Source organism: Erwinia sorbitola, assembly GCF_009738185.1.
Taxonomy (GTDB): Bacteria; Pseudomonadota; Gammaproteobacteria; order Enterobacterales; family Enterobacteriaceae; genus Erwinia; species Erwinia sorbitola.
Genome location: NZ_CP046509.1, coordinates 3,972,249 through 3,998,184, shown reverse-complemented (window position 1 = coordinate 3,998,184; position 25,936 = coordinate 3,972,249). Strand labels below are relative to the sequence as shown.

Annotated in this window: 20 protein-coding genes and 3 tRNA genes; 17 read left to right on the top strand and 6 right to left on the bottom strand. The window is 55.0% G+C overall.

Annotation, left to right across the window (positions count from 1 at the left end; all coding sequences use genetic code 11):
• Positions 1 to 8 precede the first annotated feature (8 nt).
• The 5 genes from GN242_RS18175 to GN242_RS18155 all read left to right on the top strand — a co-directional run bounded on the left by GN242_RS18175 (position 9) and on the right by GN242_RS18155 (position 10,964).
• Positions 9 to 7,988 carry a two-partner secretion domain-containing protein gene (locus GN242_RS18175; protein WP_156287963.1) on the top strand — a complete coding sequence of 2,660 codons (7,980 nt, stop codon included), beginning with the start codon at positions 9 to 11 and terminating at the stop codon, positions 7,986 to 7,988.
• Complete coding sequence (locus GN242_RS18170; RefSeq protein WP_156287962.1) at positions 7,985 to 8,347, top strand: DUF596 domain-containing protein; 363 nt, start codon at positions 7,985 to 7,987, stop codon at positions 8,345 to 8,347. The genes GN242_RS18175 and GN242_RS18170 overlap by 4 nt, the downstream gene beginning before the upstream one ends.
• A gap of 17 nt (positions 8,348 to 8,364) precedes the next feature.
• Positions 8,365 to 8,931 (top strand): hypothetical protein, encoded by a 567-nt coding sequence (locus tag GN242_RS18165; RefSeq protein WP_154752769.1) that lies wholly within the window; start codon positions 8,365 to 8,367, stop codon positions 8,929 to 8,931.
• Between the two features lie 222 nt (positions 8,932 to 9,153).
• Entirely contained in the window at positions 9,154 to 9,588 is a 435-nt protein-coding gene (locus GN242_RS18160; RefSeq protein ID WP_156287961.1) for a VOC family protein, read from the top strand.
• Between the two features lie 170 nt (positions 9,589 to 9,758).
• Complete coding sequence (locus GN242_RS18155; RefSeq protein WP_156287960.1) at positions 9,759 to 10,964, top strand: MFS transporter; 1,206 nt, start codon at positions 9,759 to 9,761, stop codon at positions 10,962 to 10,964.
• A gap of 139 nt (positions 10,965 to 11,103) precedes the next feature.
• Here GN242_RS18155 and GN242_RS18150 read toward each other — a convergent pair whose 3' ends face one another.
• The gene (locus tag GN242_RS18150) at positions 11,104 to 12,201 is read right to left on the bottom strand and encodes a GGDEF domain-containing protein (RefSeq protein ID WP_154752766.1); all 1,098 of its coding nucleotides are present in this window, start codon (positions 12,199 to 12,201) and stop codon (positions 11,104 to 11,106) included.
• 249 nt (positions 12,202 to 12,450) lie between these two features.
• Between GN242_RS18150 and GN242_RS18145 the strand changes: the two genes are divergently transcribed.
• Entirely contained in the window at positions 12,451 to 12,687 is a 237-nt protein-coding gene (locus tag GN242_RS18145; protein WP_154752765.1) for a DUF1435 domain-containing protein, read from the top strand.
• A gap of 144 nt (positions 12,688 to 12,831) precedes the next feature.
• Here the strand turns inward: GN242_RS18145 and GN242_RS18140 are convergent.
• From GN242_RS18140 to rsmC, 4 genes are all read right to left on the bottom strand, one after another.
• Positions 12,832 to 12,918 (bottom strand) — tRNA-Leu (locus GN242_RS18140).
• A gap of 34 nt (positions 12,919 to 12,952) precedes the next feature.
• Positions 12,953 to 13,039, bottom strand: a tRNA-Leu gene (locus tag GN242_RS18135).
• A 33-nt stretch (positions 13,040 to 13,072) separates the two neighbouring features.
• A tRNA-Leu gene (locus tag GN242_RS18130) sits at positions 13,073 to 13,159 on the bottom strand.
• A gap of 313 nt (positions 13,160 to 13,472) precedes the next feature.
• A complete protein-coding gene (gene rsmC / locus GN242_RS18125) occupies positions 13,473 to 14,501 on the bottom strand; it encodes a 16S rRNA (guanine(1207)-N(2))-methyltransferase RsmC (RefSeq protein WP_156287959.1) in 1,029 nt (342 codons plus the stop codon).
• A gap of 416 nt (positions 14,502 to 14,917) precedes the next feature.
• Between rsmC and GN242_RS18120 the strand changes: the two genes are divergently transcribed.
• From GN242_RS18120 to yjjG, 3 genes are read left to right on the top strand one after another with little or no spacing between them, the layout of a single operon-like run.
• Positions 14,918 to 15,337 carry a DNA polymerase III subunit psi gene (locus GN242_RS18120; protein WP_154752763.1) on the top strand — a complete coding sequence of 140 codons (420 nt, stop codon included), beginning with the start codon at positions 14,918 to 14,920 and terminating at the stop codon, positions 15,335 to 15,337.
• Positions 15,300 to 15,740 carry a ribosomal protein S18-alanine N-acetyltransferase gene (gene rimI, locus GN242_RS18115; protein ID WP_154752762.1) on the top strand — a complete coding sequence of 147 codons (441 nt, stop codon included), beginning with the start codon at positions 15,300 to 15,302 and terminating at the stop codon, positions 15,738 to 15,740. Before GN242_RS18120 ends, rimI begins: the two co-directional genes overlap by 38 nt.
• Positions 15,741 to 15,755: 15 nt before the next feature.
• Complete coding sequence (gene yjjG / locus GN242_RS18110; RefSeq protein ID WP_154752761.1) at positions 15,756 to 16,436, top strand: pyrimidine 5'-nucleotidase; 681 nt, start codon at positions 15,756 to 15,758, stop codon at positions 16,434 to 16,436.
• Positions 16,437 to 16,487: 51 nt separating this feature from the next.
• On the opposite strand, the gene yghU is transcribed toward yjjG, so the two are convergent.
• The gene (gene yghU / locus GN242_RS18105; RefSeq protein ID WP_156287958.1) at positions 16,488 to 17,339 is read right to left on the bottom strand and encodes a glutathione-dependent disulfide-bond oxidoreductase; all 852 of its coding nucleotides are present in this window, start codon (positions 17,337 to 17,339) and stop codon (positions 16,488 to 16,490) included.
• Between the two features lie 136 nt (positions 17,340 to 17,475).
• On the opposite strand from yghU, the gene GN242_RS18100 reads away from it, so the two are divergent.
• From GN242_RS18100 to deoB, 8 genes are all read left to right on the top strand, one after another.
• Entirely contained in the window at positions 17,476 to 18,120 is a 645-nt protein-coding gene (locus tag GN242_RS18100; RefSeq protein ID WP_154752759.1) for a DNA-3-methyladenine glycosylase I, read from the top strand.
• Between the two features lie 170 nt (positions 18,121 to 18,290).
• The gene (gene prfC, locus GN242_RS18095) at positions 18,291 to 19,880 is read left to right on the top strand and encodes a peptide chain release factor 3 (RefSeq protein WP_154752758.1); all 1,590 of its coding nucleotides are present in this window, start codon (positions 18,291 to 18,293) and stop codon (positions 19,878 to 19,880) included.
• Positions 19,881 to 20,177: 297 nt separating this feature from the next.
• Positions 20,178 to 20,792, top strand: coding sequence for a molecular chaperone OsmY (gene osmY, locus GN242_RS18090; protein WP_154752757.1), 615 nt, complete (start codon positions 20,178 to 20,180; stop codon positions 20,790 to 20,792).
• A 201-nt stretch (positions 20,793 to 20,993) separates the two neighbouring features.
• A complete protein-coding gene (locus tag GN242_RS18085) occupies positions 20,994 to 21,155 on the top strand; it encodes a DUF1328 domain-containing protein (protein ID WP_154752903.1) in 162 nt (53 codons plus the stop codon).
• A gap of 205 nt (positions 21,156 to 21,360) precedes the next feature.
• Positions 21,361 to 22,137 carry a TatD family hydrolase gene (locus GN242_RS18080; protein ID WP_156287957.1) on the top strand — a complete coding sequence of 259 codons (777 nt, stop codon included), beginning with the start codon at positions 21,361 to 21,363 and terminating at the stop codon, positions 22,135 to 22,137.
• A gap of 275 nt (positions 22,138 to 22,412) precedes the next feature.
• Complete coding sequence (gene deoC / locus GN242_RS18075) at positions 22,413 to 23,192, top strand: deoxyribose-phosphate aldolase (protein ID WP_156287956.1); 780 nt, start codon at positions 22,413 to 22,415, stop codon at positions 23,190 to 23,192.
• Between the two features lie 59 nt (positions 23,193 to 23,251).
• Complete coding sequence (gene deoA, locus GN242_RS18070) at positions 23,252 to 24,571, top strand: thymidine phosphorylase (RefSeq protein WP_154752754.1); 1,320 nt, start codon at positions 23,252 to 23,254, stop codon at positions 24,569 to 24,571.
• A gap of 133 nt (positions 24,572 to 24,704) precedes the next feature.
• A complete protein-coding gene (deoB, locus tag GN242_RS18065; protein WP_154752753.1) occupies positions 24,705 to 25,928 on the top strand; it encodes a phosphopentomutase in 1,224 nt (407 codons plus the stop codon).
• Positions 25,929 to 25,936: the final 8 nt, after the last annotated feature.

Genomic DNA, 25,936 nt, shown 5'->3' with positions numbered 1-25,936 from the left:
GAACCCAGGTGAATAAGAATCTTTATCGCGTAATTTTCAACAAGGCGCGCGGCCTGTTGATGGTGGTTGCTGAAAATGGCCGTGGTCATGGTAAAGGCCCGGCGGTGAGCGGCGAAGGGCACACACTCAGCCAGTTGATTGGTCAGCTGACGCCGCTGGCCTTCTTTACCCTCGGCGCGCTGGGCATGGTGGCACTGATGCCACAGGCGCAGGCGGCGGGAATTGTCGCAGACGGCAAAGCGCCGTCCGGTCAGCAGCCGATGGTCGGAAAGACCGCCAACGGAACGCCGCAGGTCAATATTCAGGCACCGAGTGCGGGCGGCGTGTCGCGTAATAACTACAGCCAGTTCGACGTTGATAAAAAAGGCGTGATCCTGAATAACTCCCACCGCGATGTACGGACGCAGCAGGGGGGCTGGGTGTCCGGCAACCCTTATCTGGCGCGCGGTGAAGCAAAAGTGATCCTCAACGAGGTGAACTCGCGCGATCCCAGCAAGCTGAATGGCTATATCGAAGTGGCGGGAAAAAGAGCCCAGGTGGTGATCGCTAACCCTGCCGGGATTACCTGCGATGGCTGCGGCTTTATTAACGCCAACCGCGCCTCGCTGACCACCGGTAAAGCCATTATCCAGAACGGACAGCTGACGGGGTATCAGGTAAACGGCGGTCAGATTGTGGTGCAGGGTGCCGGGATGGACAGCAGCCGTCAGGACTATACCGACCTGATTGCGCATACCGTGCAAGTGAACAGCGGCATCTGGGCGAACGATCTCAAAGTGACCACCGGGAAAAACCGCGTCAGCGCCGATGGAAAAAACATCAGCAAAAATAGCGCCGGTGATAACGATGCGAAGCCGGTGCTGGCGCTGGATGTGGCGCAGCTGGGCGGGATGTATGCCGGGAAAATTCAGCTAATCGGGACTGAAAAGGGCGTTGGGGTACGTAATGCCGGAACGCTGGGTGCACAGGCGGGCAGCGTCACTATCAGCGCGGACGGGCATATTGAAAACAGCGGGAAAATCAACGCCAGCGACGATATTCAGCTCAGTGGTAGCGCACTCACCAACAGCGGCACGCTGTATGCCCGGCGCGATGTGCAGGCCACTGTCAGCGACCAGCTTAATAATGACGGCATGGTAGTTGCCTCGCGCCATACCCGCGTAAGTGCGGGCGCGATCGACAGCAGCAAAAAATCTGTCTTCGGTGCCGGAGTGAAAAGTGATGGCAGCCTGGGCACAGAAGGCGATTTAACCCTGACCAGCAGCGGCAAGCTGGCCAGCCACGGCCAGAACATGGCAGCGGGAAAACTGGCGATTCAGGGCACAGAGATTGACCTCAGCGACAGCCAGAGCAGCGGTGCCGATGTGGCGCTGACTACCAACGGCACTCTGAATAACGATCGCGGTAAGATCTCCGCGCTCAGTGGCGATCTGGTGGCGACCAGCGGCCAGTTAAGCAACAGCAGCGGTACCCTGTATGCTGCTCGCGATCTGACTGCCAGCGTCAGCGGGGAGCTGAACAACGACGGCCTGATTGCCGCCGGGCGTGATACCCATGCCAGCGCCGCTGATCTTAACAGCAGCAAAAATTCAGTCTTTGGCGGTGGGATCAGCGCCGATGGCAGCGTAGGAAAAAGCGGTAACCTGACGCTCTCCGGCCAGCGGAAAATCGCCAGCCACGGGCAGAATCTGGCGGCCGGGAAACTTGAAATGCAGGCCGCAGAGATCGACCTGAGCGACAGCCGCAGCGCGGGATCGGCGGTGACGGTCAACTCTGCCGGATCGCTGAATAACGATCGCGGCATGATCTCCGCGCTCGCGGGCGATCTCTCCCTGACCAGCGCGCAGCTGGACAATAACGGCGGGCGGCTGGAATCGGCGGGCGACGTGCAGGTGCGCAGCACTGGCATCAATAACGTGGGCGGCACAATGGTCGGCCAGCAGCTGACGCTCGATAGTGGCGGACTGGCGCTCAATAACCAGAATGGCGGCATCGCCGCTGTTGAATCGGCAACCCTGAGCGCAGGGGGGCTGAATAATGAGGGCGGTAAGGTGATTACCGGGAAAAACCTTCATGGCGACCTGCAATCAGTCAGCGGCAACGGGCAGCTTCTTTCGCTGGGCGATATGCAGCTGGCGGTCAACGGTGACTTCAGTAACGCTGGCAGCACCCTTGCCAATGGCAACCTTGACCTTGCGGTTCAGGGGGCGCTGGAAAATACGGGGCAACTTAGCGCGGGCCAGCAGCTGGCAGTGACGGCGGCCGACCTGAACAACCAGCAGAGCGGCGATATCAGCGGGCAGATTACGCATGTGGATGTGGCCCGTGAGCTGAACAACCGCGGTGTGATTGACGGCGTAGAAACCGTACTTCGTGCAGGCACGCTAAATAATATCGGCACCGGGCGTATTTATGGCGACCATCTGGCGATTCAGGCGGGCGAGCTGAATAACCTGATGGAGGGTGAGAGCGCTGCCACTATTGCTGCCCGTCAGCGCCTTGATCTCGGCGTTGGTACCCTGAACAACAGCGCGCACAGCCTGATCTACAGCGGCGGTGATATGTCGATTGGCGGCCAGCTCGATGAGGATTTCGCCGCCAGCGGCCGCGCCACTACCCTGAATAACCATAGCGCGACGATTGAATCCGCCGGGAATATGCTGATCAATACCGCCACGCTGAACAATATCAACGACCACTTTGCTACCGGGATGGTGCACATCTCCGATGAGCAGAAAGATGAATATATGGTGGTGGGGCTGAATAACGGCGTCCATTACGGCACCAGCGACTATGACATCAGCTTCTATCACGACGAAGTGCAGCATATCTGCATCAGCGGCGTCATATGTAAACAGGATCACTACTACCAGTATGCCTACACCCAGAGCACCTGGCAGGAGCAGATCACCGAAAGCGATCCGGCGCAGATTATTGCGGGCGGTAATCTGTCGATCAATGCAGACAGCACCCTCAACGATAAGAGCCGCATTATTGCCGGGAGCGACCTGCTGGTCAGCAATGCTAACCTGAAAAACGTTGAGCAGGCAGGCACCCTGCTGATCCAGAAAGTGGGACAGGTGATCGAGTGGGATCGCATCCATAAGAAAGGCCACGATAAACAGAAGCATGATGCTTCACCGTACACACCACCGGATGAGATCCAGTCTATTGCCCTGTCACCGAGCGTGGCAACGGGTAACACCCGCACAGACAGCAGCGCCCCGGCCCTTAATGGCTACAGCCTCGGCCTGCTGAACAGCGGCGATCTGGCTTCGCTGCCTGGCGGCCAGCGTATCGAGATTGCGGGCGGCACCGACTCCACGGTGATCCGCTCACAGGTACCGGATACCACCCTGCCGGAGAACAGCCTGTTTAACCAGCTGCCTTCCGCCTCCAGCAGCTATCTGATCGAAACCGATCCGCGTTATACCAACCAGAAAACCTGGCTCAGTTCTGACTTTATGCTGTCGCAGTTGCAGTCCGATCCGGATATCACGCAGAAACGCCTCGGCGATGGCTTCTACGAGCAGCGTCTGGTGCGTGAGCAGCTGGTGGAGCTGACCGGCGATCGCTATCTGGCCGGATATCAGAGCGATGAAGATCAATATAAAGCACTGATGGAAGCCGGGGTAGCGTTCGGTAAAACCTTTAACCTGGTGCCGGGCGTAGCGCTGACCGCCAGCCAGATGGCCAATATCACCAGCGACATGGTGTGGCTGGTGGCGCGTGATGTCACGCTGGCTGACGGCAGCCGTCAGAGTGTACTGGTGCCGCAGGTCTATGCGCAGGTTAAACAGGGCGATATCGACGGCAGCGGGGCGTTGCTGGCCGGGCGCAATATTGCCATCGGCGTCAGCGGCAATATGCTCAACTCGGGCCGGGTCAATGCCAGCCAGCTGCTGAGTATTAGCGGCGATACCATCACCAACGTCGGCGGTATTATCAGCGGCGGCAGCGTACAGCTGCTGGCGAATAATGACCTGACCAATAACGGCGGACTGATTCAGGCGCAGAACTCGCTGGTGGCAAGCGCTGGGCGCGATCTTAACCTGGTATCACAAACCACTCATACGGAAAGCCGCAACGGCAGCAACAGCTTTAGCCGTGACACGGTATCTCGCGTGGCGGGTATGTATGTACAGCAGGATAACGGCAAGCTGGCTCTCCAGGCTGCGCGCGACGTTAATGTGCAGGGTGCCAAAGTGGTTAACGCGGGTGAGAACAGCCAGACCACCGTGGTGGCCGGGCGCGATATTAACCTCACGGCGGTGCATGCCGGCAGCAGCGACAGCGTGGTATGGAATAAAGACAATCACCTGAGCCAGAGTTCAACCACCGCCGTTGGCAGTGAAATTACAGGCGCAGGCGATGTGGCACTTCAGGCGGCGAATAATCTGACGGCAGCGGCGGCCACGCTCAATGCCACCAATAGCCTGAGCCTCACCGCCGGGAACGATATGACTATCGGCACCGCGGGTGAGCAGTCGTCGCTGGATATGGCATCGAAGGTGAAAGGCTCTGGCTTTATGTCCAGCAACACCACCACCACTCGTGCCGGATTTAATCAGCAGAACGTCGCAGGGAGTAACCTCGGCGGGCAGGATATTACGCTGTCAGCCGGACACGATCTGGGCATTAACGGCAGTAACGTAGCGGCCGATGACTCACTTACCGCCAAAGCGGGCAACAACCTGACGGTGGATAGTGCGCAGGAGAGCCGCGACGGCTGGGCGATGACGCAGAAAACCAAGTCCGGCCTGATGAGCAGCGGCGGAATTGGCTTTACCGTGGGGTCAACGTTTAATAAATCTACCGATGAAACTACCGGACAGACGGCGAAGGGCAGCCAGCTGGGATCGGTGAGCGGCGATACCACCTTGATTGCCGGTAACGACCTGAAGATCAGCGGATCGGATGTGATCGCCGGTAACGATATCAATCTGATGGGGAAAAACGTTGAGATTGGATCCGCAGAGAATCGCGCCAGCAAACACAGCACCACCGAATCGCGCTCCAGCGGTCTGACGCTGGCTCTCTCCGGGGCGGTGGGCTCGGCGCTGAGTACTGCAAAAACCATCTCTGAGATGGAAACCGATAAGCAGGACGATCGCGTGGCACGCCTGCAACAGGTTAAGGCGGGGCTGGACGGCTATCAGGCAGCGCAGGCGGTACGCGGGGCGGTGCAGGATCCCACCAATACCAGCTTTGTTGGTATCAGCCTGTCGCTGGGAATGCAGAAAGCGCAGAGCGAAAGCCAGAGCGACCAGATGACGTCAGCGGGCAGCGCTATTCAGGCGGCGCGGGATCTGAATATCTTCGCTACCGGCAGCGATGGATCGATGCAGGATGGGGATATCCTGGTGCAGGGCAGCCAGCTACAGGCCGGAAATGAGATGCTGCTGTCGGCTTCCCGCGATATCAGCCTGCTGTCAGCAGAAAATACCCAGCTCTCCAGCAGCAGTAAAAGCAGCGGCGGCGGCGCGGTCGGGGCCAGTATTGGCGTGGGTTCCGGTGGCTGGGGGATCAGTATCTTTGCCAATGGTAATAAAGGCAAAGGCAGCGAAAATGGCGATGGTCTGACCCATAACGAAACCACGCTGGATGCGGGTAACAAAGTTACGCTGTTGAGCGGCCGTGATACGACGCTCACCGGTGCACAGGTCAGCGCCGATCGCATTGTGGCTGACGTCGGGCGTGACCTGACGATTACCAGCGAGCAGGACAGCAACAACTATAAATCGAAAGATCAGAATATCAGCGGCGGTCTGAGCTTCACATTTGGCTCGATGACCGCCAGCGGCAGCCTGTCGATCAGCAATGACAAGATCAACAGCAACTACGACAGCGTGCAGGAGCAGAGCGGTCTCTTCGCCGGGGATAGCGGCTACGATGTGACCGTGGGTAACCACACGCAGCTTAACGGCGCAGTGATTGGCAGTACCGCTGAAACGGCAAAAAACCGTCTTGATACCGGGACGCTTGGCTTCACTGATATTCAGAATCAGGCCGATTATGATACCTCAGGTGTCAGTCTGGGGATGACCAGCTCTGTCTCGCTGAAAGATGAGGATAACTCGTCGCTACCGGCAGACAAACAGACAGAGAAACGCACGGTGACTCAGCAGCTTGGCGATAACCTGGCACCGACATCGATGTCAGCGTCGCGCTCCAGCGGCAGCGGTGAGAGCACCACGTATTCGGCAGTTTCTGACGGAACGCTGATTGTACGCAACAGCGATGCACAGCAGCAGGATGTCAGCACTCTGAGTCGCGACGTTGAACATGCCAACCAAACACTCAGCCCGATTTTTGATAAGGCTAAAGAGCAGAAGCGCCTGCAAACCGTCCAGCTGATTGGTCAGGTGGCGAGCCAGACCGTCAGCGCAGCCATTGCTGAACGCGAATACTGGGCGCTGGAAGCTGGCATTAAAGAAGCGGGTGAAGCGCCGGGCGCGGACGCCACGAAACAAGATCGCGCAGCCTACTGGGAGCGGGTAAAAGGCAGCGATATCTACCAGGATATGATGAAAGACTACAAGGATGACGGCAGCATCAAAATGGCCGCGAACGCCGCCGCAACGGCGATTACTGCGCTGGCGGGGGGCGATGCCAGTAAAGCACTGGCCCAGGCCTCTGCGCCTTATATGGCCGGGGTGATCAAAGACCTGACGCTGTCAGATCCAAAAAATCCAACGGCGGAAGAGATCGCCACTAACGCCTTTGCTCATGCGATCCTCGGCGGCGTGGTGGCAGAGATGAGCGGGCAGAATGCAGCTGCGGGCGCGGCAGGCGCTGGCGGTGGTGAGCTGGCGATCCGAACCATCCATAACGCGCTCTATCCGGACGTGGCGACCAGCGATCTTAACGATCAGCAGAAAAGTACCATCAAGAACCTCGCGCTGATTGCCTCCAGCCTGGCAGGTGCCGTCGCCAGCGGCGACAGCCAGGGGGCGGCAGAAGGCTATAACGCCGGTAAGAATGCGATGGAGCATAACTACCTCAGCGCCGGAGAAGCGGAGCGTAAGGCAGTGCTGGAGCGCAAAGAGCGCCTGGGCACATTGAGCGCCGCCGAGGCCAGCGAACTGAGCGCCACGCGCAAGGTGGATAAAGCCCGCGACCAGGCGATCAAGGACGTCTGCACCAACGGTAATAAAGGCGGCGCAGCCTGCACCGCGCTGGTAAGCAAGGCGCAGCAGGCGCTCGACAGCTACGGGAAGAGCGTGAGCGTGCGGTTGCTTTACAGCGAGCTGTATCCGCAGGATGCCGCTAACGCCAGCGCGATTATGTCCGGGGTGGATGCCGGGAGCGTCACGCGTGACCGCGCGATTACTGCTATCGCCAGGGATTCTGGTAAAAGCTGGGATGAGATCGCCGACCGTTACGATACGGTGATGCAGCTGCACGCGATTACCGTTTCACTGGCCAGCGCCTATATGCCGGGCACCATGAAAGCCCCTGCCGCATCGGGAAAAACCGTTAACAGCGGCAGTACTGCGAATATTATGGAAGAGGCCGCAGCGCTGGAGCGTATTGCGCAGAACAATAAAAATGCGACTGATCTCAGCACAAAAACCACCGGTATGGTGTATCAGCAGCAGGCGCAAAATAAGATCAATGATCTGGCGGCTATGTATAATAACGCCTCGCTTACGCCGAAAGATTTCACACTGTCGATGAACGGAAAAACGTTAATGGCCGATCCCAATACCAGTATCGGTGCGCCGGTATTTAAAGGTGCCTCTGAAGCTGAAGTGAAAACATACTTCCAGCAGATTTCCGGCGCTGAAGTGCTGCCTGCGGCGAAGACTATTCCCGGTAAAGGCACCCTTTACTCTGTCAAGGTGACCAGCGGAGCCAATGCAGGCAGTACCATGACCCTGCGGGACTTCTCTAACTCGACCGGGCAGACCGGGGCCAAATGGACGATTGACGTGATTACCCCGTCCATAAATAAAGGGAAAAAAGTGGAGATGAAATTCCAGTGAACAGAGAGAGCATATACAACAGCGTGCTGGCCAGCGCCCGGGGCCTGTCGCTCGGCGCTGTCTGGCAGCATATCGAGGTTGAGTGCCGCAGCATTCCCGACAACAGCGCCCTGAGAAAAGAGCTGTTCTTTGGCCTGTTGCAGCAGCTGCTGACAACGGGAGCAGCGCGGCTGGCCTGTGATGGCGTTTACCTGAGCGGCACGGTTGAGCAGCAGCTAGAGCAGCTGGCCGCAGCATGGCCGCAGCCCGGCTCTGACGATGAGCTGGACGATCTTGATGAAACCGGCTTCTGGTTCCTGGCGAAAGCGCCCGCCGGGCTGGTGTGGATCACCCCTGAGGGCCAGGAGATTTGGACCTGACATCGCGGAGGCAGTCGATGCATTATCAACGGATACTTCCGCTGGCGGGGCTGCTGCTCAGTGGCTGTAGCCTGCTGCCACAGCAGGAGTTTTTTACCCCGCCTCCGGCAGACGCTGAGGTTGCCGGGCTGCGGATCATGGGCAGCACCGAGAGCAGCGCACTCTATCAGATGGAGAACGGTAAACTGCGCGGGGGGTTGATCCGTAAAAGTGAATGGGTGCTGCGAAATACCCAGGATCGGGGGATGCCGAAGGTGAGCGGGAAAGAAGCCGCCTACAGCAGCGATTATTTCGAAACGCCGGTATATGCGGGCCGAAAAACCACGGTTTATCACAGCTACGCGCGCGGTAAGAACCACTGCATGAATATCGTCAGCTTTGTTCCGGAAAAAGGCCACTATTATCAGTTGAGCCAGGTGGTCGATCTGAAAATGTATCGCTGCCGCGCCTCGGCTGATGAGCTGGTTAAAGATGCGGCGGGGCAGTGGGTGTTGAAACCTGTCGCCAATCTCACTTACGGCAATAAATATCTGCCGCAGGATGGTGGCTGGCAGGCAATGACGCGCCGGGTCTCAGCCGGGTAAGCAGGTACTGCTCATCGCTTAACAACTTATGGCGCGCACCGCTGAAAATCTCCGCAGCGGTGCCAGTCGGGTTGCTATCGCCTGATCGACCTTTGCTGGTCACTCCCTGAACAGAAATTGCGCTTCCCGTGCTCTTCGCTCTTCCCGCCCGCACTGACGATCACCTGATACCTGCCAGACACGCCATGATAAGCGCTCTGCTAACTGAATAAGGAGCGGGCGATGTCTGCGATTGATGTGGGGTTCACCCATGTGGCGTTTGAAGTGCAGGATCTCCAGAAGAGTATCGATTTCTATCAACGCTATGCCGGGATGCAGGTAGTGCATCAGCGCCAGCCGGGGGTGCCCGAAGCGCAAGCCGTTGCCTGGCTCTCCGACCTCACGCGGCCATTCGCGCTGGTGCTGGTGCAGACGGCGGTCAGAAGGGATACTCCCCTTGGCCCGTTCGGCCATCTCGGTGTTGCCTGCGCCACCCGTGAAGAGATTGACCAGAAAGTGGCGCTGGCGGAGCAGGAAGGAGTGCTGCGTAAAGCCCCGGTTGCCTCGCCCGCGCCGGTAGGATACTGGGCGTTTTTTGCCGATCCGGATGGCAATACTCTTGAGCTTTCACACGGCCAGCAGGTGGGATTGCAGGCGATGCTGACCCGCGATCTGTAGCCAGTGAACTGAAAGTTACCAGTCTAATCATTAGCCTGGTAACAAAATGACATCTCTCTTTACAGTCTGCTGCCAAGCCTGACAAAAGCGCCATAATCGACCGCTGTCTTACATGCTATAAACAAATGGTTAACATTTTTTGTTTGTCTCTAAGACAGGACTCCCTCCCTATGTTTAACTGGACTTCCACTCAACGTAATGTGGCGTTCGCCAGTTTTGGCAGCTGGATGCTGGACGCATTTGACTTCTTTATTCTGGTGTTTGTACTCAGCGATATTGCGGAAAATTTCCACGTCAGCATCACCGATGTGTCGCTGGCAATTATGCTGACGCTGGCGGTGCGGCCGATAGGGGCGCTGCTGTTTGGTCGCCTCGCGGAAAAGTTTGGCCGCCGCCCGATCCTGATGCTCAATATCGTTGCCTTCACCGTCTTTGAGCTGCTTTCTGCCTGGTCACCTTCACTGCTGTGGTTTCTTATCTTCCGCGTAATTTACGGCGTGGCGATGGGCGGCGTATGGGGCGTGGCGTCGTCTCTGGCGATGGAAACAATTCCCGATCGCTCACGCGGCCTGATGTCCGGGATATTTCAGGCGGGCTACCCGTGTGGATATCTGCTGGCTTCGATAGTTTTTGGCCTGTCCTACAGTCTGGTGGGCTGGCGCGGAATGTTTCTGATTGGCGCTCTGCCAGTGCTGCTGCTGCCGTTTATCTATTTTAAGGTGCCGGAATCACCCGTCTGGCTGGCGGCGCGTCAGCGCAAAGAGAGCGTGGCGCTATTGCCAGTGCTTAAAAGTCACTGGAAGCTCTGCCTCTATCTGGTGTTGTTAATGGCCTGCTTTAACTTTTTCAGCCATGGAACCCAGGATCTCTATCCAACTTATCTGAAAATTCAGCATGGTTTTGAGCCACACACCATCAGTATTATTGCCATCTTCTACAATATTGCGGCGATTCTTGGCGGGGTTATCTTTGGGGCGCTGTCGGAAAAGATAGGCCGTAAGAAGGCGATTATGATTGCTGCTTTCCTGGCATTACCGGTGCTGCCGCTATGGGCGTTTGCCAGTGGATCCTGGATGGTGGGGATTGGCGCATTTCTGATGCAGTTTATGGTGCAGGGGGCCTGGGGCGTAGTGCCGGGCTGGCTGACCGAACTGGTACCGGCCAACGCGCGCGCTGTGCTGCCAGGTTTTGTCTATCAGCTGGGGAATCTGGTGGCCTCGGTTAATGCCACGCTGCAATCAAAAATTGCCGTGGCTCATGGCAATAACTATGGGCTGGCAATGGCGATAGTCGCTGGTACGGTGGCCGTTTTAATCTGCCTGATTGTTGCCTTTGGACGAGAAACGCGTGGGGTGAAAATTTCCGGTCAGCCATAGAAATAAACACGGCCATTAATCAGTTAATAACTTAATTCGCGATAATATCTTAATTTCATGCGGCCTGGCGGTCATTTGTATTAAAAAAAAGGTTAAGTTTTTAAAATGAGTTGGCCCGAAAATAGGCCAACTTCATTTTTTATAGTACATCGGCACGCTGGTTGAGAGGTCTTTTTACCATATCATGATGTGAGAGAATGGTATTACGGCCCTGATTCTTTGCCAGATATAATGCACGATCGGCATTCGCCAGCGCATTGTCAAAATCATCTTCAATCAGTGGGGCGATTCCGGCACTAATGGTGACATGAGTCGCGACCCGGTCATTAAAGCGATGGGGAATTTCCAGATCCAGTACGTATTGACGAATACGCTCTGCCAGCTTCATGGCTATCGACTCATTAACGTTAGTCAATAACACCAGAAACTCCTCGCCGCCGTAACGGGTGACAATATCGCGTGAGCGCACCGCATCGCGGATAGCCACCGAGACGCGGGCCAGCGCCTGGTCACCCATCGCATGGCCGTAGTTGTCGTTATAAGCTTTGAAATGGTCAATATCCAGCAGCAGAACAAAGTGGCTGCCTGCATGGTTATCAAGAATATTTTCAAGACGGTTTTTCAGCCCCCGGCGGTTATACAGCCCGGTGAGCGGGTCGAGCATACTCAGGTCGCTGTAGGTCTCTTTCTCTTCGTACAGCTGGCTGACAAGGCGCTGGGTAAAGTTATCGCGCCGACGCTGCATCAGATGATGCAGGGTAAAACCAAACAGCGGCAGGAAAATGGTAAACAGGATCACCAGCGTATTCTGGCCGTGATCGAGCATCAGCACCGTTGCGGAAGCGGGCGCCGTGTGCAGGCAGAAGGCGAGCAGGTGATCGCCCAGCGCAATAGCACTGATAAAGAATACGCTGACCAGAGCAACCAGCAGATAGCTATCATCGAAATAAAAGCTCTGGTGATACTTCAACACGATTTGCCAGGCCCAAAGTAATCCGGTCAGTAGCGCGGCAATATTTAATAGTGGAAATTTACCTAAAGGTTTTAAAACCATCCATATTAGTAACATTATGCTCAATATTATGATGATTGCCGTGGGGGCAGTGACCATTGATACGGCAAGGCTATTAACATTAAACATGCAAAAGACGGCAGTAGCTGTGTTTAAAAAAAGAAATAGCATCAGCGATAGCCGATGCTTGCTGTGAAGCAATTCATCGTAGCTTTGTAATTTCATTATAGTTACTCGTGACTGCCCTGAAATATCAAAGTGATGGCACACGGACGTGGCCGATATCTCGTAATTGGAATAGTGTAGAGCCGTTATTATTAGATTTTTCTGAATAGTGATCGCTGCCAATTTACCACTTAAACCTAGGGCTGTCATCCGCAGGGATAAAGTTTCAACAATCTTGCTGCAAAGTGATAAGAACTATCATATGCTATTGGTAATCATTATCATTTGAGATTGTGTGGGGTTAACCAGATGACAGGAAAAACACTGGATAGTGGCTGGGGGGTGCTGGTGCCCTGCGCACTGATGCCGCTGGTAACGTTGATGGAATTGTCATTCAGCGAGTGGCGTGTGCTAATGGTGGTGGCGTTTCTGGCGACGGTGGTGATGCTGTTTCATAAGCGGCTGCGCCACTATATGCTGCTGCCTTCCTGCATTGCGCTGGCGGGCGGTATTGCGGCGATATCTGTAAATTATTCAACGCTATAAGCTGTAGTGTTAGCAGCAAGAAAATAGCAGAGCAGGGAGCATATTAAATCAGGGGTATTATTTTTTACTGATTGAATGTTTTGAAAAATGAGGAGATATCTTGGAAGGAATTTCAGAGGTATTCAACTTCAGAGGTATTCAACATGGTGCGAAGAGAGGGACTTGAACCCTCACGTCCGTTAAGACACTAACACCTGAAGCTAGCGCGTCTACCAATTCCGCCACCTTCGCGTCCTGTTGAACTATCTATTCATATCACCGCATTTGGTGCGAAGAGAGGGACTTGAACCCTCACGTCCGTTAAGACACTAACACCTGAAGCTAGCGCGTCTACCAATTCCGCCACCTTCGCGCAGATGCTGCGTAATATGAACAACGTGGTTTTTGGTGCGAAGAGAGGGACTTGAACCCTCACGTCCGTTAAGACACTAACACCTGAAGCTAGCGCGTCTACCAATTCCGCCACCTTCGCATACCCGCAACATAACAAAGTTATATCGCAACCACGGAGGCGCATTCTAGAGATTTTACCAGGTACGTCAACAGTTATTTCTTATTGTTGAAACAACCGCCTGGAAAAACAACGGCGGGTCAGGCGTGCCTGACCCCTACGGCGGGAGCAGGGAGAGGCGTATAAGGCGGGTCAGGCGTGCCTGACCCCTACGGTAGAAGCAGGGAGAGGCGTATAAGACGGGGCAGACGTACCTGACCCCTACGGCGGGAGCAAGGAGAGACGTATAAGGCGGGTCAGGCGTGCCTGACCCCTGTATCGCTGCCCCGGGCGATTATTTCTTCGGCATACGCCCTTTCACTGCGCGGTACACTTTGAAACGCCCGTTCTGCAACAGCACTTCATGGCTGCCGAAGGTCTCATCCAGCACCTGCGGGTAAGGCAGGAAGGCATTCGCCACAATCCTCAGTTCACCGCCGGTGTTAAGGTGAGTGATCGCCCCACGGATCAGCGTATGCGCAGCATCCAGGCTGGTCTGCACTCCGTCATGGAACGGTGGGTTGGAGAGGATCATATCGAAGCGGCCCGGAATGTCGGAGTAGACATTACTGGCGAATACTTCGCCTTCCAGCTGGTTCGCCGCCAGAGTGGCTTTACTGGCTTCGATAGCGGCAGCGTTCACATCGGTCAGCGTCAGGCGCACTTTTGGTGAGTGGCTGGCAAGCAGCGCCGCAATCACACCCGCACCACAGCCCATATCCAGCACTTTGCCTTTAGTGTGTGGCTTAAGGGTGGAGAGCAGCAGCTGGCTGCCGATATCCAGCGCATCGCGACTGAATACGCCCGGCAGCGTTTTGATGGTCAAATCGCCCAGCGGGTATTCATCCCAGAAAGTGTCAACATCAAAGGCAGGCTGTTTATCCAGGCGACCATGATAAAGACCACAGCGGCGGGCGCTGTCGATCTTGGTGACCGAAGCCCAACCTTCCAGCATCTGCTCCGCACTGCGCACGCCGCTACGGTTTTCACCGATAACGAAAATATCGCTGCCAACGGGCAGCAGTGACAGCAAATTCTGCAGCTGGAACTGTGCTTCCGGCTTGTTCTTTGGCCAGTAATAGACCAGGGTATCGCAGTCGGCGACCACCTCAGCGGTGGCAACCAGGCCATAATGGGCGCTCTCCCCAAGGGCACGGCTGAGGATCTGCCAGTGATGGTATTGCTGGGTATGTACCCGGCTCAGCGCGGTTTCCAGCTGGGCGGGCAGGTCATCCTGCAGGTCACCAGCAAAAAGCACGCGGCGTTCAGTAAACTCATCACTATGGCGCAGTATCACTTCACTGGCCGGGGTAAATGCGGACATCGATGGCTCCTTATAAATCAGAGCGGCGATTATACCCTGCATACTTGAAGCTGCAACTGTGTTGGCTGCGCGTATTCACCCCGGTCACTTACCGGAGTAAGCTCCCGGGGACTCATCCCCTTGCCGCCTTGTTGCAACTCCAATTATTTGGGTACAGGCCTGGCATACTTGAAGCTGCAACTGTGCTGGCTGCGCGTATTCACCCCGGTCACTTACCGGAGTAAGCTCCCGGGGACTCATCCCCTTGCCGCCTTGTTGCAACTCCAATTTTTGGGGTATATGGGCTGGCATACTTGAAACTGCAACGGTGTTGGCTGCGTGTATTATCCGGCTTAATACTGTGGTTTGTTGGCGCAGTTTCAACGAATTTGCTAGCATGGCGGCGCAATCAGGCGACCAGACAGGAAAATATAAAGATGTCTTCCAGACGTGACTGGTTATTACAGCAAATGGGCATTACGCAATATACGCTGCGGCGTCCACGCGCGCTGCAAGGGGAAATTGCGGTGACTCTGCCCGCAGACACCCGCCTGGTGATTGTGGCGGAAACGCTGCCTGCACTGCACGATCCGTTAGTGATGGATGTGCTGCGCGCCCTGAATCTGCGTGAACCGCAGGTACAGCTATTCACTCCCGATCAGCTGGCGATGTTGCCGGATGATGCCAGCTGCAATAGCTGGCGTTTAGGACTTGATGCCCCGGTGCCATTGGCCGGAACCCAACTTGCCTCGCCCTTGCTGGCGGAGCTTTATCACAATGCCGACGCCAAACGGGCGCTCTGGCTGCAAATTTGCCAACATGAATCAGATTTCTTTACTCACAACGCACGACCTTGAACGGGCGTTTGCCATTGAGCAGCGCAGCCACGCTTTTCCCTGGACAGAAAAAACCTTTGCCAGTAATCAGGGTGAACGTTACCTGAACTTCCGCCTGGAGGTTGACGGCGTGCTGGCCGCGTTTGCCATCACTCAGGTGGTGCTGGACGAGGCCACGCTGTTCAACCTTGCGGTCGATCCGGCATTTCAACGCCGTGGCCTGGGACGGCAGCTGTTACAGCATTTGATTAGCGAACTGGAACAGCGCGGCGTGCTAACGCTGTGGCTGGAAGTGCGCGCTTCGAACAGCGCGGCTATTGCGCTGTATGAGCAGCTGGATTTCAATGAAGTCTCGATTCGCCGCAATTATTACCCAACGAAAGAGGGTAAAGAAGACGCGATCATGATGGCTCTGACAATTTAACCAGGAACATTACCGATGCTACAAGACTGGGACTGGATCCTCTTTGATGCAGACGACACGCTATTCCACTTCGATGCGTTTGCCGGTTTGCAGCGTCTGTTCCAGCACTATGATGTGCAGTTCAGTCGTGCCGATTACGATGATTATCAGGCAATCAATAAGCCGCTGTGGGTGGACTATCAGAACGGGGCGATCAGTGCCTTACAGTTACAGCATCAGCGTTTTGAGAGCTGGGCTGCGAAGCTGGATGCGACACCTCATGAGCTGAATAAAGGCTTTTTGAATGCGATGGCAGAGATCTGTACGCCGCTGGCCGGGGCCGCCGAACTGCTGAATGCGCTAAAAGGCCGGGTGAAAGTGGGTATTATCACCAACGGTTTTACCGCGCTGCAACAGGCTCGTCTTGAACGTACCGGTTTTCTCGGCGTTTTCGATCTGCTGGTGATCTCTGAACAGGTGGGTTATGCCAAACCACATCCGGCAATCTTCAATTATGCGTTAAACCAGATGGGTAATCCGCCGCGTGAGCGTGTGCTGATGGTGGGTGATAACCCTGATTCGGATATTCTTGGCGGTATCAACGCGGGCATGGCAACCTGCTGGTTGAATGCCGACGGACGCGCACAGCCGGAAGGGATCCACCCGACCTGGCAGGTGACGTCGCTGAAGGAATTACAGGATAAGCTCGGCCTCTAACCGGCGGGCAGAGTAGAGTGGGGCGGCCTGTTATCCGGTCGCCCCTGCCTGTTACAGGCCGAGTTTGTCGAAGTCTGACGCGTCGTGACGTTCGGCCAGCTGCTCTTCCGGTGCACCCCAGGTGCGGTTAACGATGCGACCCCGTTTCACCGCCGGACGCTGCGCCACCTCATCGGCCCAGCGCAGCAGATTTTTATACGAGGCAGCATCAATAAACTCTGCCGCGTCATACATCAATCCCTGTACCAGCGCGCCGTACCAAGGCCAGATGGCGATATCCGCAATGCTGTACTCATCCCCGGCAATATAGCGATGCTCTGCCAGCTGTTTATCCAGCAGGTCGAGCTGGCGTTTGGCTTCCATGGTAAAGCGATCGATGGCGTATTCAATTTTGACCGGTGCATAGTGATAGAAATGCCCGAAGCCGCCGCCGAGGTAAGGTGCTGCGCCCTGTAGCCAGAACAGCCAGTTCAGCGTTTCGGTGCGACCAGCCAGATCTTTTGGCAAGAAGTGACCAAACTTTTCTGCCAGATAGAGCAGGATAGCTCCGGACTCAAACACGCGGATGCCCGGGATGGTGGTGGTATCCAGCAGCGCCGGGATTTTTGAATTCGGGTTTAGCGCCACAAAGCCGGAAGAGAACTGTTCGCTTTCACCGATGCGGATCAGATGCGCGTCATACTCCGCACCTTGTACATTCAGCGCCAGCAGCTCCTCCAGCAGAATGGTCACCTTCTGCCCGTTCGGTGTTCCCAGTGAATAGAGCTGCAACGGGTGTTTTCCCACCGGCAGGTCGGCCTCGAAACGTGCGCCAGCCGTTGGACGGTTAATGCTGCCCCAGGTACCTCCGAGGCCTTTATTCTCGCTCCAGACTTTCGCTGGCTGATAGTCGTTATTACTCATAGCAGTCATGGCCCTTTTCACGGTAAATGGGTGTGGTAGTGGTTTAAAATGCAGGTAAACAGCGTTCATGTATAGCATTGCCGGGAGCCGCAGGTTTATCCTCAAAGAGCACTGTTTATCACAGGGAGAGAAAAAAATGGCGGCAACTGACGAAGCAGAACTCCAGCAGGCGGGCCTGCGCATCACCGATGATGGGCGTATCTGTTGCGCCTGGCAGGCCAACATGCCGGACTATCACGATAGTGAGTGGGGCAGGCCGGTGGTCAGCGATCGTCTGCTGTTTGAAAAAGTCTGCCTGGAAAGTTTTCACTCCGGCATGTCCTGGCACCTGATTTATAACAAGCGCGAAAATTTTCGTCGCGCCTTCGACGGTTTCGATTTCGACAGGGTGGCTGCCTATAGCGAGCAGGATGTGGCACGACTGATGGTGGATAAAAGTATCGTCAGAAATCGCGCCAAGATCCTTTCAGCCATTAACAATGCCCGCTGCGCCCAGGCGCTGGTAACGGAAGCCGGGTCGCTGGCCGCCTGGTTCTGGCAGTTTGAACCAACGGCAGATAACCGGCCGCTGCGGGTTGACCTGCAATTCTGGCAGACGCAGAGCACTTCGCCGGAAGCGATAGCGATGTCGAAAGCGCTAAAAAAACGCGGCTGGACGTGGGTCGGCCCGGTTACCTGCTATGCGCTGATGCAGGCGCTGGGGCTGGTGAACGATCATCTTGAGGGGTGCTGCTGTCGGGCAGAGTGCGAGGCCGATCGCGCCGCATTGCAACGGCCTTAACAGACGTCCGTGAGCAGGCATCCGCTTTTTTGGCTGAATAAGCGGCGGCCAGTCATTGTGTCTGACGCCGGGATAGGCGAAAATGCCGGCCATTATTGATTAATCGGCTGTGAAAACCGTAGCACGCATTCTGTCGTGCGCAGGCACAGCGCCAAACCAGAAGAAGCTCCATGTCAAATGCACCCTTTATGCAAGAGGTGGCGCGCCGCCGCACTTTTGCCATCATTTCTCACCCGGATGCCGGTAAAACCACCATCACTGAAAAGGTGTTGCTGTTCGGACACGCTATTCAGACCGCCGGTACGGTAAAAGGCCGTGGCTCTAACCAGCATGCGAAATCTGACTGGATGGAGATGGAAAAACAGCGTGGGATCTCCATTACCACCTCGGTGATGCAGTTCCCTTACCGTGGCAGCCTGGTGAACCTGCTGGACACCCCCGGACACGAAGACTTCTCTGAGGATACCTATCGTACTCTGACGGCGGTCGACTGCTGCCTGATGGTGATTGACGCCGCGAAAGGCGTTGAGGATCGTACCCGTAAACTGATGGAAGTTACCCGTCTGCGCGATACGCCGATCCTGACGTTTATGAACAAACTCGACCGTGACATCCGCGACCCGATGGAAGTGATGGACGAAGTGGAAAGCGAGCTGAAAATTGCCTGTGCGCCGATCACCTGGCCGATTGGCTGCGGCAAGATGTTTAAGGGCGTTTACCACCTGTATAAAAATGAAACTTACCTCTATCAGACCGGTAAGGGCCATACCATTCAGGAAGTACGCATCGTTAAAGGGCTGGATAATCCGGAACTGGACGCGGCGATTGGTGAAGAGCTGGCAGCACAGCTGCGTGACGAACTGGAGCTGGTGCAGGGCGCATCCCACGAGTTCGACCGTGAAGAGTTCCTGAAGGGCAAGTTAAGCCCGGTGTTCTTTGGTACTGCGCTGGGTAACTTTGGCGTTGATCATATGCTGGATGGCCTCGTTGAGTGGGCACCATCACCGATGCCGCGCGACACTGACGTGCGTACTGTTACCGCCTCTGACGAGAAATTTTCCGGTTTCGTATTTAAGATCCAGGCGAATATGGATCCGAAACACCGTGACCGCGTTGCTTTTATGCGCGTGGTGTCCGGCAAATATGAAAAAGGCATGAAGCTGCGCCAGGTGCGTACCGGTAAAGATGTGGTGATTGCCGATGCGCTGACCTTTATGGCCGGTGACCGTTCACACGTTGAAGAGGCTTATCCGGGCGATATTATCGGCCTGCATAACCACGGCACCATCCAGATTGGTGACACCTTTACCCAGGGCGAGAATATGAAGTTCACCGGTATTCCGAACTTCGCCCCGGAACTGTTCCGTCGTATCCGTCTGCGCGATCCGCTGAAACAGAAACAGCTGCTCAAAGGTCTGGTGCAGCTCTCAGAAGAGGGCGCTGTGCAGGTCTTCCGTCCGCTTATCAACAACGATTTGATTGTTGGCGCAGTGGGCGTGTTGCAGTTCGACGTGGTGGTTGCGCGTCTTAAAAGTGAATACAACGTGGAAGCTATCTACGAAGCTATCAACGTCTCTACCGCCCGCTGGGTGGAGTGCAGTGATGCGAAGAAGTTCGATGAATTCCAACGTAAAAATGAGGTTAACCTGGCACTGGATGGCGGCAACAACCTGACTTACATCGCGCCGACCATGGTCAATCTGAATATCACCCAGGAGCGTTATCCTGACGTGGTGTTCCGTAAAACCCGCGAGCATTAATCTGCGCAATAGCGGGATGGCCTGTCCGGGCCGTCCCGTTCTCACTCACATTTCCCTCATCTCTTACAGACTCCTCCTAAAACCTCTCGTAATCGCTGGTTTATCCATCAAATCAACCACCATCCCCGGTGAATTCCTGATTACCGACTATATTAATTTCTACAGGACGAAAAATATGCGGCGAGATGGCTGCAACGTTCAAGGGCAAAAGCACGATATTGCCAACAACTACAGTCACGTCGTTTGTGGCTGAAAAGCTCACCGTTGTGAGTGGTATAAGACAAAAGGAACGAATCGATGATGAAGACTAAGATTGCAAAAACTCTGATGGCGGTAATGGTAGGTTCTGCGCTGGTAAGTGGTTCTGCTATGGCAGAAGACACCATGATGAACAAAGCACAGTCCTCCGCCGATAGCGCGGGTTCTAAGATCGATAGCTCCATGAAAAAAGTCGGTGGTTACATGGATGACAGCGGCGTTACCGCTAAGGTAAAAGCTGCGCTGGTTGATAACGATGCTATTAAAAGCACCGATATCTCCGTGGAAACACACAATGGTGTGGTAACACTGAACGGTTTCGTTACCTCCCAGGATCAGGCTGAACTGGCCGTAGCCGCCGCGAAGAAAGTGGAAGGCGTAAAATCCGTTAGCGACAAACTACACGTAAAAGACAGCACAAAATCGTCAGTTAGTGGCTATGCCGGTGATACGGCAACCACCAGCGAAATTAAAGCTAAACTGTTAGCTGATGACATCGTACCTTCACGTAATGTGAAAGTGGAAACCACCAATGGCGTGGTACAGCTGTCCGGTACGGTAAAAACTCAGGCGCAGTCTGAACGAGCTGAAGGCATTGCTAAAGCCATTGAAGGCGTGAAAAGCGTTAAAAACGATTTGACCGTTAAATCGTAATAACACGGCAGCCCGAGAGTCAGGGGCTGCCCGTTATTTCAGCGACAAAGAAAAAACATTCACCCCTGCGATGCAGGTGATGTGAATGATAAAAAAATACCCAAAACAGTTCGGGTTGCGGGCAGGCGGTATGCCCGTCAGCCTCCGGCAGCGCGAAGTGTCACGGGTAAGTTCGATTTCACTACTGGTAAGGAGAGACACATGTTTCGATGGGGTATTATTTTTCTGATCATCGCGCTGATTGCAGCAGCGTTAGGTTTCGGTGGTTTGGCAGGTACAGCGGCATGGGCAGCAAAAATCGTCTTTGTTGTCGGTATCGTGATCTTTCTTATCAGTCTGTTTACCGGACGTAAAAAACTTTAGTGCCATTGCCTGAGGCGTGCTCTGTACAAGATGCATATGCCTCACGCAGGTGACCGATAACAGGTATCCTCTCTGTTCAGATGAGAGGATACCTGAGTTTTTTTCAGCCTGTTTACCCCGCTCCCTCCCGCTATTCCCCCCTGTTATCTGCCTTATAAACACGCTACGCTTTAGCCAGTAATCACGATTTAAAAGGATCGCGGGCATGACGTTACGCTTTGTTGATACCCACTGCCATTTTGATTTTCCGCCATTTGTTGGTGACGAAACAGCCAGTCTGACCCGTGCTGCTGCCGCAGGCGTGGAGAAGATCATCGCCGTGGGCGTTTCCGCTGCGCGCTTTGATACGGTGATGGCGCTGGCAGAGCAGCACCAGGCGGTGTATGCCGCGCTGGGAGTGCATCCGATGGCGATAGCGGAGCATCAGCCAGAGGATCTGGCGATGCTGGAGCAGCATCTGCAACGTCGGCCTGACAAGCTGGTGGCTATCGGGGAGATTGGCCTCGACCTCTTTATTGAAAACCCGCAATTTGAGCGCCAGCAGGCGCTGCTGGATGCGCAGCTTCGGCTGGCGCGCAATTATGATTTGCCGGTGATCCTGCATTCGCGTCGTTCCCATGACAAGCTGGCGATGCAGCTGCGCCGTATCGACCTGCCACGCCGCGGAGTGGTGCACGGGTTTGCCGGGAGCGAGCAGCAGGCGCTGGCGTTTATCCGCGCCGGGTATGCGATAGGCGTTGGCGGCACCATTACCTATGAGCGTGCCAGTAAAACCCGCCAGACATTTTCCCGTCTCCCTCTGGCCTCGCTGCTGCTGGAAACCGACTCACCGGATATGCCATTACAGGGGTTTCAGGGGCAGCCTAACCGTCCTGAGCGGGTGAAGGATGTCTGGCAAACACTGTGCGCACTCAGACCTGAATCCCCGCAGCACATTGCTGATACCCTGCGAGAAAACACGCGCCTGATATTTGGCGTGTGAGTGGCCTGAACTTTTAGCGCCCTTAGCGACAAAAAGCACAAATGTTATAATTATAACATTTCACTGTGACCTTCAGAGTGTCGCTGTTGAGCTTAAAACTGCTTTTAGTTGTGATCTTGCTCATCATCCGAACAATATTTATGAAATAAGAATCCTTTTATTGTGAAATGCGCCACAAAATAGTCTAATGCTCAGTGTTATAATTCTAACATTACAGGGCGACAATGGTTTGAACCTCTCAACCGAGCCCTAACCGAAACTGTCTGGAGACTACAATGTCCGATGTAAAAACTCAGGCGCTGCGTGCGCTGCAACTGATGGATTTAACCACCCTGAATGACGACGATACTGATGCAAAAGTTATTGAACTCTGCCATCAGGCGAAATCTCCGGGCGGCAATACCGCGGCCATCTGCATTTATCCGCGCTTTATCCCGATTGCACGTAAGACCCTGCGTGAGCAGGGCACTCCGGATATCCGCATTGCGACCGTTACTAACTTCCCGCACGGCAACGACGATATTGATATCGCAGTGGCGGAAACCCGTGCAGCCATCGCCTACGGCGCTGATGAAGTTGACGTGGTATTCCCATACCGCGCCCTGATCGCCGGTAATGAAACTGTCGGTTTTGAGCTGGTAAAAGCGTGTAAAAAGGCGTGTTCTGAAGCGAACGTGCTGCTAAAAGTAATTATCGAAACCGGTGAGCTGAAAGAAGAAGCGCTGATCCGTAAAGCTTCTGAAATCTCAATTGATGCGGGCGCTGACTTTATCAAAACCTCTACCGGTAAAGTGCCAGTAAATGCGACCCCGGAAGTGGCTGAAATCATGATGCGTGTGATCGCCGAAAAAGGCGTGAAACAGCAGGTCGGCTTTAAACCTGCGGGTGGTGTGCGCACCGCCGACGATGCCGCGATCTATCTGAAACTGGCCGATGACATTCTCGGCACCGGCTGGGCTGATGCCCGTCATTTCCGTTTTGGTGCCTCCAGCCTGCTTGCCAGCCTGCTGAATGCGGCAGGTTTCACCGGTGCCACCAGCAATAGCAAATACTAACAGGCTGTACCAATCACACCTGTTTGAAACGGACTTTTATTTAAATACTGGGGGTAACCATGTTCCTGCCACAAGAGATTATTCGTAAAAAGCGTGACGGGCATACGTTAAGTGAAGAAGAGATTCGCTCCTTCATCTTTGGCGTACGCGACAACACGGTATCGGAAGGGCAGATTGCCGCGCTGGCAATGACCATCTATTTCCAGGATATGTCACTGCCTGAGCGCGTGGCGCTGACCATGGCGATGCGTGACTCTGGTTCAGTACTGGACTGGAAAGCGCTGAACCTCAACGGCCCGATCGTGGATAAGCACTCAACCGGCGGTGTAGGCGACGTCACCTCTCTGATGCTTGGGCCGATGGTAGCGGCCTGCGGCGGCTATGTGCCGATGATTTCCGGCCGTGGCCTGGGTCATACCGGCGGTACGCTGGATAAGCTGGAAGCGATTCCGGGATTTGATATTTTCCCTGAGGACGATCGTTTCCGCCAGATTATTAAAGATGTGGGTGTGGCAATTATTGGCCAGACCACCTCGCTGGCTCCGGCAGATAAACGTTTCTATGCAACGCGTGATATTACCGCCACCGTTGATGCCATTCCGCTGATTACTGCATCGATCCTCGGCAAAAAACTGGCTGAAGGCCTGGATGCGCTGGTTATGGACGTCAAAGTAGGTTCAGGTGCATTTATGCCAACCTATGAGAAATCAGAAGCACTGGCGCAGGCGATTGTTGGCGTGGCGAACGGCGCAGGTTGCAAAACCACCGCACTGTTAACTGATATGAACCAGGTGCTGGCATCCAGCGCAGGTAATGCGGTTGAAGTGCGTGAGGCTGTGCATTTCCTCACTGGTCACTATCGCAATCCACGTCTGCTGGAAGCCACAATGGCGCTGTGCAGCGAGATGCTGATCTCCGGTGGACTGGCAAAATCCGCAGAAGAAGCCCATACCAGGTTGCAGGCGGTGCTGGACAATGGCCGTGCCGCAGAAGTGTTTGGTCGTATGGTTGCGGCGCAGAAAGGCCCGGCAGACTTTATCGAACGTATGGACAGCTACCTGCCGGCACCAATGCTGAGTAAAGCCGTCTATGCCGACCAGCCTGGCATTGTCGGTGCGATGGATACGCGCGCGCTGGGTATGGCTGTAGTGCATATGGGTGGCGGCCGTCGTCGCGCAGCAGATCCTATCGACTACAGCGTCGGCCTCAGTGATATGGCTATGCTGGGTGATACGGTTGACGGTCAGCGTCCGCTGGCAGTGATCCACGCCGCAGACGAAAACAGCTGGCAGGAAGCTGCCGCCGCTGTAAAACGTGCTGTCACTGTCGGTGACGTTAAGCCGGAACCGACCCCTGTTATTTATCGCAGAATTTCGTAAATAACTTTGAACACTTCAGGTCGCAGGCGGCGTAATCCACTCTCTGCGACTTGAAGTATCACGGGGATAAGCGGTATTCTGTTCTGATCGCAGTTTTTTAACGCTCACCGCGACTATCGCGCAGGAGATCAGGATGAAACGTGCATTTATCATGGTGCTTGATTCCTTCGGAATTGGGTACAGCAAAGACGCCGACAAGTTTGGCGATAAAGGCTCTAATACCCTCGGGCATATTGCCGAGGCGTGCTTCAAGGGTGAAGCAGACAAAGGACGTAAAGGCCCACTGCACCTGCCGAATCTGACAGCGCTGGGTTTGGGCAAAGCGGCGGAAGCCTCCTGCGGACAGTTCCCGTTAGGGCTGGACAAAGACGCGGAAATTATTGGCGCATATGCCTACGCCAGCGAACTTTCTTCGGGTAAAGATACCCCCTCCGGACACTGGGAAATTGCCGGTGTGCCGGTGCTGTTTGACTGGGGTTATTTCAGCGATGTTGAAAACAGCTTCCCGCAGGAGCTGCTCGATCTGCTGGTAGAAAAAGCCAATCTGCCGGGCTACCTCGGTAACTGCCACTCCTCCGGCACGGTGATCCTTGACCAGCTGGGTGAAGAGCATATGAAAACCGGTAAGCCGATTTTCTATACCTCCGCTGACTCGGTGTTCCAGATTGCCTGCCATGAAGAGACATTTGGTCTGGATCGTCTCTACGAGCTGTGTGAAATTGCCCGCGAAGCGCTGACCGAAGGTGGTTACAATATCGGTCGTGTGATTGCGCGTCCGTTTATCGGTGACAAAGCCGGTAACTTCGAGCGTACCGGCAATCGCCATGACCTGGCGGTAGAACCCCCTGCACCAACCATCTTGAAAAAGCTGGTGGATGAGAAGGGCGGAGAAGTGATTTCAGTCGGTAAAATTGCAGATATCTATGCGCAGGTTGGCATCACCAAAAAAGTGAAAGCAACCGGCCTGGATGCGCTGTTTGATGCCACTATTGCTGAAATGAAAACCGCGCCGGATAACAGCATCGTGTTTACCAACTTTGTTGACTTCGACTCAGCCTGGGGACACCGCCGTGATATTCCTGGCTACGCCGGGGGGCTGGAGCTGTTCGACCGCCGCCTGCCACAGTTAATGGAGCTGGTGAAAGAGGGGGATATTCTGATCCTCACCGCCGACCACGGCTGTGACCCAAGCTGGCCTGGAACCGATCATACCCGTGAGCATATCCCGGTACTGATTTACGGACCGGGCGTGAAACCTGGCGATTACGGTTACCGCGATACCTTTGCGGACATCGGCCAGACGGTAGCCAGCTATTTTGGTCTGTCGCCGATGGAATACGGTAAATCCATTCTGTAACCTCATCT